Source organism: Pelagimonas phthalicica, from assembly GCF_004364805.1.
In the GTDB taxonomy this organism is placed as follows: Bacteria; Pseudomonadota; Alphaproteobacteria; order Rhodobacterales; family Rhodobacteraceae; genus Pelagimonas; species Pelagimonas phthalicica.
This window is the reverse complement of record NZ_SOAP01000002.1, coordinates 1,566,499-1,582,317: the sequence shown is the minus strand read 5'-3', so window position 1 is coordinate 1,582,317 and position 15,819 is coordinate 1,566,499. Positions and strand designations below refer to the sequence as shown.

The following is a 15,819-nucleotide window of genomic DNA, read 5'->3' as shown; positions in this document are numbered from 1 at the left end:
TGCTTCACCCCCATTAAATCAATATTCCAAGAAACCCTAAGCTGGTTGAGACCTTCAGAGTAATTCGCCCAATTTCTCCAACTGATTTACCGTTGTATCAATCATCCAGCTCTCTATCCCGTCGTAAGATCTAAGTCTGCCGAGCAAAGCCGAAGCTTCAGCTTCTTCGCCCAAACCAAACATAGCTTCGACCTTGGTCGCTTCGATCCAATATCTATTTTGCACACGGTTCAGCTCACTTTCTCCCGCAACCTGTTCGCTGAGGAGCTTATCGGTGATTTCCTTCACTCTAACCCGAAGTCGTCGAGCCTGTACGCGATCGGCAACAGCTTCGTGTGCGTCCACGTTAAAACGACTTGCACGAAGGTCTAAGAGGAACGCTGCATTTATCCCGTTGTAGTAATCATTTAGCAGGTAAAAACCTCGATAGAGTGCGTCAATCGCGACATCAAGCGCATTCGTTCGTTCGTTTTCATCTAGGCTATCTAAGCCAGCAAGGCGTTTGTGAACTGCGCCCCACAGCCCAATTGTCTCCGCATCTAGCGATTGTTCAGGTTTCAGGTCTGCCAGTACGTCTTTTGCCTTTTCTAACGCGGCGCGCTTGTTCGGATGTTCAGACTTGTAGTGTGCAAGTGCTAATTGCTGTAGGATATAAGGGTCCACATCTTCGCCTTGGGAGATACGAATTGCTTCAAGGACTGCAGACATTTCTGCGAACTTTCCTTGAGACCGTAGAGACTTTGCTTGTTCGATAAGAGGGAAGTAGGCAGCTTCATCCACTGCTTCAGAAACCGAATCCTTATTGAAGTCCACATCCTCAACATTTCCAAGAAACTGGAAAACAGGGCTGTCGTCTTGATCGGCCTCATCTACTGCCTTTATTAACTCCGTCAACTCTGCTCTGAAACTTTCGACAACCTCAAAGTCCAAAACTAACCCATCATGTTGGTAGCGGCGAACTACAATGTGGTTTGTATCAAATGGATTCGCGAAGCCGTTTTCTGCAATAACGATGGTCTTTCGCCGCTTTAATGCATAGCGGACACCAAGCTCGAAAAATGCGTTAGGATTCAACGTTGACAAGTCTGCGATAACCAAATCTGCATCCTGCAAGAATTGGTACATTGGCACATCGATTACGCCAGAATGCTGTATTTCGTCAGCGCGAACACATTCAAATCCTGCCGCTTCGGCCGCGGGCTTGATTATGCCCTTGTATGTCTTATCAAGATCCAAAACCCGCGCAGTAATCGGATCTGTTTTCTGGTTGAAACCCATGACAACAAAGCACTTTTTGGTCATACTTAACTCCACCTGACCAGCATTGAGGCGTTCACCTGGCAAGCCCATTTTCTATGCTTTTCTACGAAGTAATCGCCGCGTAGAGTGATCGGTAATTCGCGTCGATTGAACTGCCAACTCTCTGAATGAGCCCCGTCGGCACGCGCAAAGTAGATCTTGAGCGAAGGGCAATCACGCGGTAACGCTTCGCAATCGCATAATCGATTTCCTTCAAAACCCAATCGCTATGATTGACGAACATCCGGGCCGGAACCAGAACAACTGAACTTTGGTCGATCCTTGTCTGAATAGCCTTAGCGAGAAGGCGAGGACCAGTCAGCAGAGCCCCCTTGGTACTTAGTATAGGGTTGTGATCGGGGATACTGTAGTCCACGTAGTCAAAATCAGAATAGGTGGCCGTAGCTTTGTCGAGCATTGCTCGGATTGACCAGTATGTTTCTCGATACGCCCAAGCATGACTGATGAAAATTCGATAGCGCACGATTACTCCTTGAGACTGGTTGCCAGTATAGCGGCAGAGGCCATGAGCCGCTTTCTTTGTCTGCTTATATCTTAAGTTCGGAAAACTGGGAAACAGGGTTTTCAAGTCAAGTGATTTTCGGTTGATAACCTGGTCTGCTAGTCGGGTTTCTAGAAACGCCAGGCGCGCAGAGAAGCATTTGCAACTTGGCAGTTGGGCCGGGCTTTTGGATTGCCTCAGCGTGTGCCAGGCAAACCAGTTGCCCTATCCGAAAGCACAGGTGCTTCGAGAAAATGCTGATAACGTTCGATATCGAGCGTCACTGATGGGGCTTGACTGGGATTGCTTGCTGTGCCCGAAACGTAGAATTTTGCCGCATCTAAGAGCTCACTCATCGCCATCTCCTTTTTTGAAGGCCGTCAGCCATCAACCTTTGGGTGCCACCACTTGGCACCCGACAAGACAACGATGTTGGAGGGCGATTTTGGCTTTCCTGAGCACCCTGTGAACAAAAGATTGGCTAGTTTTCCGGAAACCAAAGTCCGACCTCGAACTTTTTTAGGTGTTATGTGGGAACTGAACGGGGGGAAGTGAATCTTCATTCATGGCACCTTCGAGAGGGCCGCTCCAAGCAAGCGCTGTAATTTGCCCATCAAGGCCAATTACGCGAACTTGGATACGGTTCCGCTGAAAGCGCGCCTCGCGCTATTCTTTCACTCCAGTGCTCGGCGCTGCAGCTCTTCGTTCGAGGAGCTTCCCTGACTTGCAGTCGACGATGCCAATCGCACTGGGGTTAGCAGCTGAAGTTCGACGCCGGAATAATCAAGTTTTCCGGCTCAGAATTCAACTCCCAGATTTTCAGCCTGCACATGATCCAGTTTTACTTGAGGTTGTGCTGCCAATCGGTAGGTTAAAAAAGTTGTTCTTTTTCCGAGGTAATTATGACCACCCCTGAAAAAATCGCGCGGAAAAAAATAGACGAAGCTTTGAGCCTTGCTGGTTGGGAAATCCAGGACAACCAGGACTGCAATCGCAACGCAGCCCTTGGCGTAGCTGTTCGGGAATTTCAATTGAAGTCAGGGCCTTGCGACTATTTACTGTTCATCGGTGGCAAGGCGGCTGGTGTGATCGAGGCGAAAAAAGCCGGCGTAACCTTGAGCGGAGTAGCGGAACAGTCGGAAAAATACATGGCTGCGCTTCCTGAGCACTTGGCCAAATGGGACAGCATTCTTGTCTTCGATTACGAAAGCACGAGTGACGAGACTTTTTTCCGATTTTTGAGGGATCCCAAGCCCCGTTCGCGCCGCGTTTTTTCCTTCCACAAACCCGAAACGCTTCTCGAATGGGTACAGGACGATGGCACTTTGAGGGGCCGTTTGCAGTCGCTACCGCCGCTTGATTCGTCCGGCCTTCGAGACTGCCAGACTGACGCGATCCAAGGTTTGGAAAAATCCCTCGCGGAAGACCGCCCTCGGTCACTGATCCAACTCGCCACCGGGGCGGGCAAGACCTTTACCGCATGTTCCTTCAGCTACCGTCTGATCAAGCATGCAAAAGCCAAGCGGATTCTGTTTCTAGTCGATCGAAACAATCTCGGTGACCAGACCCTCAAAGAGTTTCAAAACTACCAGCCACCAGGTGCAGCAAACAGGTTCACAGATACATACATTGTGCAGCACCTCCACTCTCATCGGATCGACCCCGATGCAAAGGTCGTCATCACGACCATCCAGCGTCTTTATTCGATGCTTCGGGGTGAGGAAATCGAAGGCGATCAGGAAGAAACATCCGCCTTCGAGACTTGGGAGCAAGAAGAGGGGGAAATCCCCCCGATCAAATACAACCCTCAGATCCCAATCGAGACGTTTGATTTTATCGTTACAGATGAGTGTCACCGCTCCATCTATGGCCTTTGGCGACAGGTTCTTGAGTATTTCGATGCCTCCATTATCGGCCTGACCGCTACCCCATCAAAGCATACGCTTGGGTTCTTCAATCAGAACCTCGTGGCGGATTACCCGTATGAGCGTTCCGTGGCGGACGGGGTGAATGTGGGTTACGAAATCTATTCGATCCGCACCAAGGTGACTGAAGAAGGCAGCAAGGTGGAGGTGCAGGATAGTGACTTTCAGGTGCCGGTGCGTGACAAGCGCACACGCGCAGTCAGGTATCGCGAGCTGGATGCCGATCTCGATTACACAGCCAAGGAACTCGACCGCTCTGTCGTGGCTCCAAACCAAATCCGCACTGTGCTACAGACCTACAAGGATCGTGTGTTCAACGAACTTTTCCCTGATCGCACTGGCGAATGGCTGCCAAAGACGCTGATCTTCGCCAAGGATGACAACCACGCTGAAGAAATCGTGCACATTGCACGTGAGGTCTTTGGCGAGGGTAACGACTTTGCCAAGAAGATTACTTACCGCAATACGGGCGAGGACCCCAAGGCGATGATCAAGGCGTTCCGTGTGGATCCATTCCCGCGCATTGCGGTTACCGTCGACATGATCGCTACCGGCACGGATATCAAACCTGTCGAGGTTTTGATCTTCATGCGAGACGTGAAGTCAGAGGGCTATTACGAGCAGATGAAGGGTCGTGGCGTGCGCACCATCCCGGATGCTGACCTGAAACAGGTCACGCCAGATGCCCAGACCAAAACCCGTTTCATCCTGATCGACGCCGTCGGCGTGACCGAGACCAAGAAAAACGCCAGCCAGCCGCTGGAGCGCAAGAAGTCCGTCAGTTTCGACAAGCTGATCGACCAGATTGCCCAAGGCCGGCGTGACGAGGATGCGCTTTCGTCCCTGGCTGGACGTCTTGCGGTGCTGGACCGCAAGCTGGAGGATGAGGATAGAAAACGTATCGCTGATATGACCGGTGGTAAGACACCACGAGACCTGTCCAACGCGCTTCTTGATGCCATCGACCCGGACAAGCAGGCAGAGATCATTCAGACCAAGCATGGCCATGCACCCACACCGGAGCAGGAAGCTCAGGTGATCGAAGACCTCACCGATGCCGCCTGCGCGCCCTTTGATGATCCCAAGGTTCGCAACCTGATCAAGGACATCAAGCAGAAGACGGAAATGATCATCGACGAGGTCACGACCGACGAACTGCGAACAGCTGAATTTGACGTCAAACATGCCGAGGAGCGGATCAACTCGTTCAAAACGTTCCTGGACGAGAACAAGGATGAAATCACCGCGCTGCAAATCCTCTACAATCAGCCTGCAGGCAAGCGCCGTCTGACCTATGCGCAGATCAAAGAACTGACGCAGAAGATGAAGGATCCGCCACGCTATCTACAGACCGCTGATGTCTGGCAGGCCTATAAACGGGTGAATGCCGCCGTGGTCAAAGGGGCACCGGTGGACAAACAGTTGACCGAGGTCGTGGCGCTTATCCGCTTTGCTCTGGGGTATGACAAGGAACTCACCCCATATGGCGACAGCGTCAAACAACGCTTCAATCTTTGGGTCGGACGTGAGAAAAAGGCCGGGAGAGACTATACGGCGGAACAGATGGACTGGCTGCGGCTGATCGCAGAATTCATCGCCGCCAATGCAGAAATCACGCCACGCGATTTCATGGAAGTGCCGAGCCTGTCGGACAAGGGCGGCATTCTGAAAGCACGGGCGTTGTTCGGGGACGGGTTAAATAACATGCTGGATGAGCTGCAAGGGGCACTGGTCGCGTGACGGAGGAACTGCCAGAAGGCTGGTCCCTTCAATCTCTCGGCGAGGTGCTAAATGGCATTGTGGGCGGTGGAACCCCATCAAAAGGCGTGCCTGAGTATTTTCAGGGCTCTATTCCGCTCATGACCGTTAAGGATATGAAGGTCGCTCGACCAACAGAGACGGGCTTCAATATCACGCAAGAAGCGCTCGACAATAGCAGCTCGAAAATGATTCCAGCTGACACGGTAGTCATCGCTACTCGAATGGGCTTGGGCAAAGTCGTCCGGCCCAGGATGGATACCGCAATCAACCAGGACTTGAAGGCGCTGTTTCCCTCAGCAGCGCTTGACAAATCGTTTCTTGAACTATGGCTGATTTCGATCGCCTCTCGGATCGAAGCGATGGGGACGGGGACAACGGTTAAGGGGGTGCGCCTCAACCAGATCAAAGATTTGGAGATTCCAGTAGCACCGACCAACGAGCAGCAGCGGATCGTAGAGAAGATCGAGACCTTGTTTGCCCAGCTGGACAAGGGGGAAGAGGCGGTGCGGGAGGTGCAGAATCTCCTGAAGCGCTGCCGCGAATCCATCCTCAAATCCGCCGTCACTGGTGAGCTGACCGATTCAGAGCGCTCTGACTGGGTGGAGTTGAAAGTGGGTGAGCTACTTACCGATATCCGCTATGGAACAGCAAAAAAATGCAGCCCTGAGCCGCATGGAACGGCTGTGCTGAGGATTCCCAACGTTGTCGGCGGAGAAGTTGATCTTGGTAAGCTGAAATACATTGATTTGAATGAGCGGGAAAAGACAAAGCTTTCGCTCGAGCGTGGAGATATTTTGATTGTTCGCTCCAATGGTAGTGCCAATCTGGTTGCTCGTGGTGCCGTCGTCGATGAAAGAGGCGAAGGCATGGCGTTCGCCGGATACTTGATACGACTCCGCGTCGATCAGGATCGCATCCTTCCAGTATTTTTGAACATGTCATTGAGTTCACCTCAGACACGGCAGGTAATTGAGCGGCAAGCACGTTCCACAAGCGGTGTGCACAATATCAATAGTGGAGAAGTTAAATCCATCCCTGTGGCCTTGCCCCCGAAAGACCAACAAGCAGAGATCATTGAGGCCGTAAATGAAGCTTTTGCAAAAATCATCAACTTAGAGAAGTGGTGTGAAACCGAGCTCAAACGTTCCGCGGCGCTCCGCCAATCGATCCTGAAAGATGCGTTCTCAGGTCGCCTTGTCCCGCAGGATCCAGATGACGAACCCGCTTCAGCACTGCTGGAACGCATTCAATATTCTAAGAAATTGAGAAAGTAACATGGGCGCTCGTGTATTCATTTCCTATTCCCACAAGGACGAAGATCTTCGAGATCAGCTCGAAGTGCAGCTTTCGATGCTCAAGCGTCAGGGCCTGATCGAAGTCTGGCATGACCGCAGGCTCCTGGCCGGCGATCATCTGGATTGGACCATCAGCAAGGAGCTGGATAAGGCAGACGTCATCCTGCTGCTTGTCAGCCCGGATTTCCTGGCCTCTGACTATTGCTACAAGATCGAAAAGGGGCGTGCCCTGGAACGGCACCGCGAAGGTACTGCACGGCTTGTCTCCGTCATTCTGCGCCCCTGCGAATGGCAGCGAACTGATCTGGGCCAGTATCTGGTAACGCCCACCGATGGCGTCCCAATCACACGTTGGCCGGACCTTGATGAGGCCTTCCTAAACGTCAGCCAATCCATCAGGCGCACTATCGAAGAGTTGGGCGTCGGCGCGGAGGCAAAAGAAAATCACGACTTCATTGAAGTGGCAGAGCCCGCAGCCGAGGTGGTATTGCCACGGTCTTCGAATATGCGGCTGCGGAAGGAATTCACCAAGGCCGATGAGGATGGCTTCCTGCTTGATGCTTTTGAGTTCATGGATCGGTTCTTCCAAGGCTCGTTGCAGGAGCTTGGGTCACGCAATGGAGGGATCCAGGTGCGTCATCGACGGATTGACGGAAACTGCTTTACTGCAACGATTTACCAGAATGGCGACAAGGCTGCGTCCTGCACAGTCCGGCTGAACGGCGGGTTTGGTAATGGGATTACCTATGCGGACGGTGACGACGCTGGCTCAGGTGCCTACAACGAAAGCATTTCCGTCGAAAAAGACGATCAGAAACTCTTCCTGCGCCCCATGGGGATGCCTTTCATGGCTCATGGTGACGGCGACAAGGCGTTGAGCCACGAAGGTGCGGCTGAGTATTTCTGGGCACTCTTGATCAACCCTCTACAGGGAGCCTGAGGGCCGAGCGCGAAAAGCAAAACAAGAACAATTATCTTTTATCCGCAGGACTTTGGAAAAATGAACGACTTATCTCAACTCCGCATCGAAGCAGCCCACAAGAAGATTTCAGAAGTATTTTCCAAAGACTACGCTTTTACAATACCGGCTTATCAGCGGCCCTATGCCTGGGAGACTACGCAGGTTGAGGAGCTTCTGACCGATCTAACAGAGGCTATGGGGCCAGCTTCAAAATCCGACGGTTTCTATTTTTTGGGAAGCATTGTTCTGGTGAAAAAGCACGGCAGTCCAAACGCACGTGTTGTAGATGGACAGCAGCGTCTGACCACACTGACCATCCTGTTTAGCGTGATCCGAGATTTGACCGAAGATACTGTTAAAAGAGTCAGTCGCGAAAAATACATCAAACAAGTTGCCAACGAAGACGAGGGAATTCCAGAGGCGCTACGTCTACTGCTGAGGCAGAAGGATCAGGCCTATTTTGAGAAACATGTTCAGATGATTGGCGCAACAAATGACCTTCCAGTCAAGGATGGGCTGTCGGGCGCGAAAGCGCGTATCATTGAGAACGCAAGAACCATCAGAAACAAGCTGGAAGAGATGGGTGAGGAGAAGCGCAGCGAACTTCTGAAGTTCCTTTTACAAAATTGCTATCTGGTGGTTGTAGAAGTTCCCACTCCAACTGCTGCTCGTCGGATTTTTACGGTCCTGAACGCACGAGGCATGGATCTGTCTGCAACGGATATATTGAAGGCAGACCTGTTGGAGCGCGCGGGCGAGCACAAGGAAGACAACCTTTCGCAACGTTGGGAAGATATCGAAATCAGCCTTGAGCGTGGTAAGTTCAGCGATCTCTTTACCCATGTTCGAATGATATTTGAGCGCGACAAACCACGGACCTCGCTTGAAAACGGTTTTCCCGTCCAAGTTCCGGTTTTTCGGGATGACCCACTCAGTTTTATGGACACTGTTCTTGAGCCCTTCGCAGACGTATTCTTGCTGTCGATGGACGATGTAGAGTTGAGAAACCGCTTCGGTCACAAAACTGCGGATCTTGTGCGTTCATTAAACCGGCTTGATAACAAAGACTGGCTGCCACCGCTTCTCCTATGTCTACAGCAGAGTAACAAAGGTGATAATGTAGATGTCGCTGAATTCGTTTTTCAACTTGAGCGACTGGCATATTATCTATTCATGGTTCGTGCTGACGTAAATGTACGTATGAATCGTTATGCGGATGTTCTGGACGTGCTCGAACCGCCAGTTGACCGGAAGCCGCGGGCCGGTGCAAAAGAACGATCGACTGGCTTGGAATTGACCGAAACCGAAGTGTTTGCATTGTTCAATGCACTTGATGGTGATGTTTACCTGGCTACGAGGGTGGTCAAACCTCTTCTTCTTCGTTTGGAGCAGGCATCTCATGACGGGTCAGCGAATTATGATTTTCCGACCATTTCAGTTGAACACGTCTGCCCTCAGACCTTGGAGGAAGGGTCGCAATGGGCAGAGTGGTATTCTGATGCGGAAGATCACAGCTATTGGCTTCACAGCATCGGCAATCTTGTTCTATTGAATTTTCGAAAGAACTCAGCCGCAAGAAACTACGACTTTGAAAAGAAGAAGACAAAGTATTTTGCGCCAGGCGATACAAGTCCATTTACCCTGACCAATGAAGTTCGAGAGTTTGAATCTTGGACGCCAGAGGATATCGAAGGACGCCGGAAAGAACTATTAAAGCGGTTGGCCAAAGCCTGGGGTCTAAAAGATGCCTTCAAGAAGTGGTGGAAAAGCGAATGACCAATGAACAGCTTGTCTCCAAGGTTTGGAACTATGCTCATGTCTTGAGGGACCAAGGTGTGTCCTATGGCGATTACATCGAGCAGATCACATATCTTTTGTTTCTGAAGATGGATCAGGAACGCGTGGACTTGCTTGGTGAGCCTTCAGCAATTCCAACTGACTGGCAATGGTCTCAGCTGTCCGGCAAGACTGGTGACGAGCTGGAACTACACTATCGTCATACGCTCGAAGCTTTGGCCAAAGAAGGTGGGTTGATCGGCACGATCTTCCGCAAGGCTCAGAACAAACTGTCAGACCCCGCAAAACTCACCCGCGTCGTCAGCCTGATCGACAAGGAAGGTCCCTGGATCGGCATCGGCGTCGATGTGAAAGGGCAAATCTATGAGGGCTTGCTTGAAAAGAACGCTTCAGAAGTGCGTTCCGGAGCCGGGCAATACTTCACACCGCGTCCAGTAATTGATGCAGTTGTCGAGTGCGTCGCCCCGAAAATTGGTGAAACCGTCTGTGATCCTGCCTGTGGAACGGGTGGTTTTTTGCTTTCTGCCTACGATCACATGAAGGGCCAAACGCAAGATCGCGATAGGTTGCGTGACCTGCGACATACGTCTTTCACCGGCGTCGACATCGTGGACGAAGTCGTTCGACTGTGCGCGATGAACCTGTATCTGCACGGGGTGGGCGACGGCGGGAGCCCCGTCTACCAGGGAGACGCTCTATCTGGTGACAACGGTAAACGCTTTGATGTGGTTTTGACCAACCCACCATTTGGGAAGAAATCCAGCTACAAGGTAGTGGGCGAAGACGGGCAGGTTTCGACAGAGCGCGAGAATTACGAGCGTGAAGATTTCAAGTTCACGACATCGAACAAGCAGTTCAACTTTCTGCAGCACATCATGACGGTGATGGAAGCCAACGGGCGTGCAGGAGTTGTGTTGCCCGACAACGTGCTTTTCGAAGCTGGTCGTGCTGGAGAAGGGATCCGGAAACGTCTACTCGAAGGATTCAATTTCCATACCCTGCTGCGGCTTCCCACCGGCATCTGGTATAGCCCTGGCGTCAAGGCGAACGTCCTATTCTTTGACAAGAGACCTGCCTCGAAGGAAGCGCAAACAAAAGAGCTTTGGGTCTACGATTACAGGACAAATATCCATAAGACACTCAAAACCAAGCTACTGGTTCGCTCAGACTTGGATGATTTCGTGCGTTGCTACAAAGAGCGGAAGGAAACTGAGCGTTTTAAGCGATTTACCTATGATGAGATGGTCGGAAGGGACAAGCTCAACTTGGACATCTTCTGGCTCAAAGATGACAGCCTCGAAGACATTGATGCCCTTCCAACTCCCGATGTCTTGGCAGCAGAAATCGTGGAAAACTTGGAGGCTGCCTTGGGGCACTTTCGGTCAGTAGCTGAAGAACTCGGCGTAGAGGAAGAGTGATATGTTAGTAATACCGCAATGTATGCCGTTCACCAGGAACTTACGCTAAAATTGAAATAGGCATCGACTTGGTCCTTTGGCTTTGAATTCTCTGCCGCTGGGAAACAGGTCAAGTTTTGGGCCTCAACCTAAGCTCATGTTCTATGTCGTAGTCGCGCTCCCAGAGCATGAAGATGTGTTCAAGCTCCCCCTCGGCAAGGATCTCGGTTCCAGTCGTCCGTTCGAGGTGAAACAAGCCCAAGAGAATTTCTTCTCGCGCGGCTATTGAGAAAGGCCCCGGCCTCTCAACTCCATTGCGTCGAATTGGCCAGCGACGTTTTTCATCATTCCGGACTTCGGCGAGCCAGTTTCGAAACTCCAAAAAAGGCTGCAGCTCATAGTGGCCCGCATCTATCATTTTCGTTGCTGAATGGTCTTTGCGCAACACTGTGCATGTCCAGCATCCAAAGCGCCCGCTGCCGCAGGGGGAGAGTTGGGGGACTTAATCACAGGGCATTCTCCTGAGGCATCTATATAGATTCCTTCGATTTCACGAGCGTCTATCGAAGTCTGCATTCCCAGGCCAAATACGGCATCCCAAACGTCCGAAATTGACAAGTCCAGTATCGGCAAATAGATCGTTGCTGAAGATCCACCTTGCTTCTGCCAATAATCGTCGCCATTTTTTGGATTGACCGCTTCCGTTGCTGGCTCTCGTCGCGCCGACTGCCAAGGACCATGATGGTGTCATCGGAACCGAAGGATCGCATATACTTAGAAACGGGATTTATTCGTAGAGCTTTCGTGCACCAGTGAAAACTGTTGGTAGGCGTAGGGTAACCACGGCCCACGACCTTGACAAAAAACGATCCTGAACGGCCGCGCTTAGAATGTCCGCACTCAGGGGACCTTCGCGTCTTCAGCCTCTCGGCGGATGTTTTCAGAGTGCGTTTTACATAAGAGTCTATAATTGGATTTTCTACGCCAGTATCGCAATAAATAAGGGAAATTCGTGATGGTTTTCTCTATGCTTTCTGAAACACTGCCAAGAACCCCTTCAGGGTAGCTGTGGAATCCTTGCCTCCTGAGTATGCAATGTCCCAGTTTTTGTCTGGGTATTCTTCTATGGCCGATTTCGTGTGTCGGATGGCGGGCAATATCTGCTCACTCATTTCTAAAGAACTCTTTGACTTCGCTTGAGTGGAAGGGACGAATGATCTCTAATTGCTCGCCGCCAATTCTCTTGTGCATTTCCGTCAATGCCCACGAAATCGGCTACGTCACGGCGGCGATTGCAGCAAATACAAACACTCCCTCTAGAGCCCCCTGTGAATCCAAAACGAAGTGGTATGCGACAGATATGATCGTAAATAAGATCGAGATTGCTCGCGCGTCGGCTGACGTTGTCCACAACAAGCCATTGAACATTGCTTTTCTGGGCTGGATGGTGAGGCTGTCATCTGCATTGAATAATCTGTAGAACAGCGGCTTGATTAGCTGCCAACTTGACTTTCCGGTGTTCCCACTTTCGCTTCCAATTATTATCAGCGCCTGTGTAATGTTTGAGTTAACGATAGCTTCCGCCCATCCTGGCCACTTTCCTGTGTCTGACGTAAGCGCTTTTATGTCCAAATTGGGCTGTTTGCTAAGAGAGAGTTTGTTGCTCATCGTAACCGCCGAGGAGTGGACGATGAGAAAGGCAACGAAGAGGTGCGGCGAGAAGATCATCCAAAACATCGAGCGCGCGGCAGGTCCAAAAAGGCACCCTCAAACCGGAGAAACTCCACTCTGACGGTGCCAGATCATAAATTCGACTGGCTTCGGCAATAGTTGTCTTGCCTTGAACTATCTCAACAACCAGTGCAAATTTCTGCTTGGCCGCCGAGCTTTTGACTGCTGTTGTCGTTTCACTCAGGGCTGCATTTTATTCCTTGTGGCATGAGCCGAATATCACTGGGTCGGCATATGGGCGCGGTCATGCTTCAGGTTCTCACATAGACCGCTGACACGGGGGGCTGGAGAGGGCCACGACCCGTTCCCGTTCGGAGAGTGGCGTCGAACCTCACCGGGACCGAATTGTTGGGCGCTTGACCACATTGCATATCGCCTACGCATCCGCTGCATCGATTTGGCCGCGTTTGACATGGCCCTTGACGTGGGGCGGCTGCATCAGTTGCATGTTATGCTCGAACTTGACCAGCTCATGCGCAGCGTGCGCGATTCGGCACAGGCTTCCTGAGCTTAAGCGGTCAGTTGTCCGTGGTTTGCGTCAGAGCACCTGATTTCGACAACGTGAAGGCGTTGACAGCGCATGCTTTGTCAATTCATTGTAAGTCGAAAATTTTGACAGAAGAGCGAGCCTGATTAGGGAAATCAATAGAGTTTTACAGGACTGCCAAAATTGGGGGTGAAAAACCAAATCTGGTGGAGTTTGATGCGTAACACTTTGTAAGTGCTTTAAGTAAAATTGAGATTTGCAAATACATCAAGATATCCGTGGGGTGTGTAACTTGAATCACTGTATTAAAATGCGAAACGTTGGAACCGTTTTTGCGGCCGGCGGAAACGAAGATGAAAGACAGCTAAAAGGCATTTTCGTCGACAAGTTGGATATCCAAGGATCCGGCGTCGTTGCGATAATGGGGCCGTCAGGTTCAGGAAAGTCGACGTTATTTAGTCTGATGAGTGGGTTGAAGGGCATTAACCTCGTCTCTTCAAACCCCGAAGACTCTTGCTTGGAACTGTTTCGTGGCACGGATTCCGCCTGCGATCTTCTGGCTGGGCAAACGATACAACCAGGCACGCTCGGTTTTGTCTTTCAGGACGCGCATTTGATGAAGACGCTTTCGGTCTCTTTGAATGTGGATATGGCACGCGCGTTGACAAAACCTCGGCTGGATGAGGCGCGTTTTCAGGACCTGATGAACAGCTTTGGCTTGGGTTTCTCTGACACAAACAAAACCGATCAAAACCTGTCTCGGACCCGCCTGAGCAACCTGTCCGGTGGCCAGCAACAAAGGGTCGCAGTAGCCCGCGCGATTGCCGCCGAACCACAAGTCATTTTCTGTGATGAGCCGACGAGCAATCTTGATCCTGTGAATGCCAGACGTATCATGAAGCATCTGAGCGATTGGGCGGAGGCCAACGGAGCCCTTGTGCTCTGGGTGACGCATGATGAGACTTTGGCGCTCGAGATTGCCTCGTCGATTTTATACGTGAACAATGGTCAACTTGTCTCCGAAGACGGGCGGCCGCTTGTTCTTGAGCCGCTTGAGCCGGGTGACGACAGCAATCTTGAACCGCGACGTGCTCAGCTGGCGGCCTTGAAATTGCAGAATTCCGATGCGCCTCTTAGCGAAGATCATTGCAAGGCGCAAAACCTGATCATTGATCCCAACAAGACCGAAAGACGCAGATCCAATTCCAACAGGCTGAATAAACAGTCAAAGCCGCACATCACAAATTTCATGGGAACACTTGCCTTCCTTTGGCAATTTGTTCTGGCCGAATTGTTTCAGGGTAAGCCCGTATCTGGTGTCAGACGAGGACGTGCCGGGCGATTGGCGCATCGTTTCTGGCGCGGCCCGCTTGTGTTTACGCGTCCGACCTTTGCATTGATCGTCATGTTGGGGATCATGGCGTCATATGCGATGATCGTCGGCTTGAACGTTCTGTCTGCCAAGTTTGAACGCGATTTGCGCAAGCCAGAAGTGTCTCATTACACGCTGAACCTGTTTGGGGACGTAGACAGCGCTGCGGATGATCTGCTTTCAGACAAAAGCCTGCGCCGGATGCAGGCAGAATTGGGCAAGACCTTTGTCAGCGTGGAGGGCGTGCGAGAGCTGCAGATTTTTGGCCGCCGCCTTGAATTGAGCACGCGTGTCGCAGCTCTTGAGGCGGGCTGTGATGGTGCGCGGCAGCGCGCGCGCAGCGCCGTTCTGGTGGTTTTTGATCACAAAGAGCCACTCTTTCAAGAGACGGCAACAATATCGGGGCAACCCATTGGAAACTGGAAAAGAAAAGACTTGCGAGGCCAGGTATTTGTCACGCGCGACTTCCTGAACCGCGCTCTGGGCGTGGCCCCTGAAGATCCAACCCCGGAAGCCTTTTGTCTGGGCACCGAAAAGGCGCTTGCCCGGGTCGACGTTGCCGGGATCTTGCCTGATATTCCGGGATCAAAGGTCCTTTCCGGCGAGGTCGCAATGACAAATGAAGCCTATTTGCGGCTTTTGAATACCAAAGAAATGCGTCCGGCAAACTGGGGCAAAAACTGGCCACCTTATGAAAGCGCGGCCATGTATTTTGATGCGAATTATGCAGCAGACCTGTTTTGTATGATCGACGAATGCGAAGAGAAGCCCGAACTTTTTCATGCGAAATATGGGCCCAGCTTCAAATTGAACGACGACGCGCTTGGTCAGGTGAAAAGCCTGTTGGGAATCGCGTTGAACAGCAAGCTGCTTGTGGTCTCGGCGGTAGTTGCCATGGCCCTATCGATTGTGATTTCGGAAATCCTGTCCGTTCAGGCCTTTATCGTGTCGCATGAGCGATTTCTTTCCATTATGCGCGCGGTTGGCTATCGTTTTTTCCATGTCTCGTTTTTGGTCTTTCTGGAACTACTTGTCATTACGCTGGTGGCCGCTGTTGCCACGCTTTTCCTGCTTTATGCGTTCCATGTGCTTTGGGCCCCAACACTGGCGCTGCAATGGGAACTGCCTGCGGATTGGCTGGCCTGGTCGACCGCGCATTTCCTGCTATCGGTTTCCTTGGCATTTGGCCTGGTGATCGTGGTTGGCATCTGTGTCGTCGCCGTATGGTGGAGCAATCACAGATATGTGGGTAGCAAGTTGCAATCGGTTTGATGGGCTCAAAAAAGCTTTTT

Annotated in this window: 11 protein-coding genes; 6 read left to right on the top strand and 5 right to left on the bottom strand. The window is 51.5% G+C overall.

The genetic code is table 11. The features are described from left to right. Positions 1-54: 54 nt before the first annotated feature. The 3 genes from CLV87_RS17785 to CLV87_RS23945 all read right to left on the bottom strand — a co-directional run bounded on the left by CLV87_RS17785 (position 55) and on the right by CLV87_RS23945 (position 2,157). Positions 55-1,344, bottom strand: a complete 1,290-nt coding sequence (locus CLV87_RS17785) for a tetratricopeptide repeat-containing protein (RefSeq protein WP_133840835.1) — start codon at positions 1,342-1,344, stop codon at positions 55-57. 19 nt (positions 1,345-1,363) lie between these two features. Continuing rightward, positions 1,364-1,783: a TIR domain-containing protein gene (locus tag CLV87_RS17780; protein ID WP_176556043.1), complete on the bottom strand. Its 420-nt coding sequence runs from the start codon at positions 1,781-1,783 to the stop codon at positions 1,364-1,366. Between the two features lie 215 nt (positions 1,784-1,998). Further along, entirely contained in the window at positions 1,999-2,157 is a 159-nt protein-coding gene (locus tag CLV87_RS23945) for a hypothetical protein (protein ID WP_166652785.1), read from the bottom strand. A 546-nt stretch (positions 2,158-2,703) separates the two neighbouring features. Between CLV87_RS23945 and CLV87_RS17775 the strand changes: the two genes are divergently transcribed. Genes CLV87_RS17775 through CLV87_RS17755 form a run of 5 tightly spaced genes read left to right on the top strand, consistent with a single transcriptional unit; the run spans position 2,704 to position 10,958 of the window. Beyond that, on the top strand, positions 2,704-5,466 hold the full coding sequence (locus CLV87_RS17775; RefSeq protein WP_099247565.1) for a type I restriction endonuclease subunit R: 2,763 nt from the start codon (positions 2,704-2,706) through the stop codon (positions 5,464-5,466). Further along, on the top strand, positions 5,463-6,761 hold the full coding sequence (locus CLV87_RS17770) for a restriction endonuclease subunit S (RefSeq protein WP_099247563.1): 1,299 nt from the start codon (positions 5,463-5,465) through the stop codon (positions 6,759-6,761). Before CLV87_RS17775 ends, CLV87_RS17770 begins: the two co-directional genes overlap by 4 nt. A 1-nt stretch (position 6,762) precedes the next feature. Next, a complete protein-coding gene (locus CLV87_RS17765; RefSeq protein WP_099247561.1) occupies positions 6,763-7,722 on the top strand; it encodes a toll/interleukin-1 receptor domain-containing protein in 960 nt (319 codons plus the stop codon). Between the two features lie 60 nt (positions 7,723-7,782). Then, positions 7,783-9,519 (top strand): DUF262 domain-containing protein, encoded by a 1,737-nt coding sequence (locus tag CLV87_RS17760; protein ID WP_099247559.1) that lies wholly within the window; start codon positions 7,783-7,785, stop codon positions 9,517-9,519. Continuing rightward, on the top strand, positions 9,516-10,958 hold the full coding sequence (locus tag CLV87_RS17755; protein WP_099247557.1) for a type I restriction-modification system subunit M: 1,443 nt from the start codon (positions 9,516-9,518) through the stop codon (positions 10,956-10,958). Before CLV87_RS17760 ends, CLV87_RS17755 begins: the two co-directional genes overlap by 4 nt. A 109-nt stretch (positions 10,959-11,067) precedes the next feature. On the opposite strand, the gene CLV87_RS24055 is transcribed toward CLV87_RS17755, so the two are convergent. After that, on the bottom strand, positions 11,068-11,385 hold the full coding sequence (locus tag CLV87_RS24055; protein WP_133840834.1) for a hypothetical protein: 318 nt from the start codon (positions 11,383-11,385) through the stop codon (positions 11,068-11,070). 827 nt (positions 11,386-12,212) lie between these two features. Next, positions 12,213-12,605 carry a hypothetical protein gene (locus tag CLV87_RS17745; RefSeq protein WP_133840833.1) on the bottom strand — a complete coding sequence of 131 codons (393 nt, stop codon included), beginning with the start codon at positions 12,603-12,605 and terminating at the stop codon, positions 12,213-12,215. Between the two features lie 860 nt (positions 12,606-13,465). On the opposite strand from CLV87_RS17745, the gene CLV87_RS17740 reads away from it, so the two are divergent. After that, entirely contained in the window at positions 13,466-15,799 is a 2,334-nt protein-coding gene (locus CLV87_RS17740; protein ID WP_099247551.1) for an ATP-binding cassette domain-containing protein, read from the top strand. The last annotated feature ends 20 nt before the right edge of the window (positions 15,800-15,819 follow it).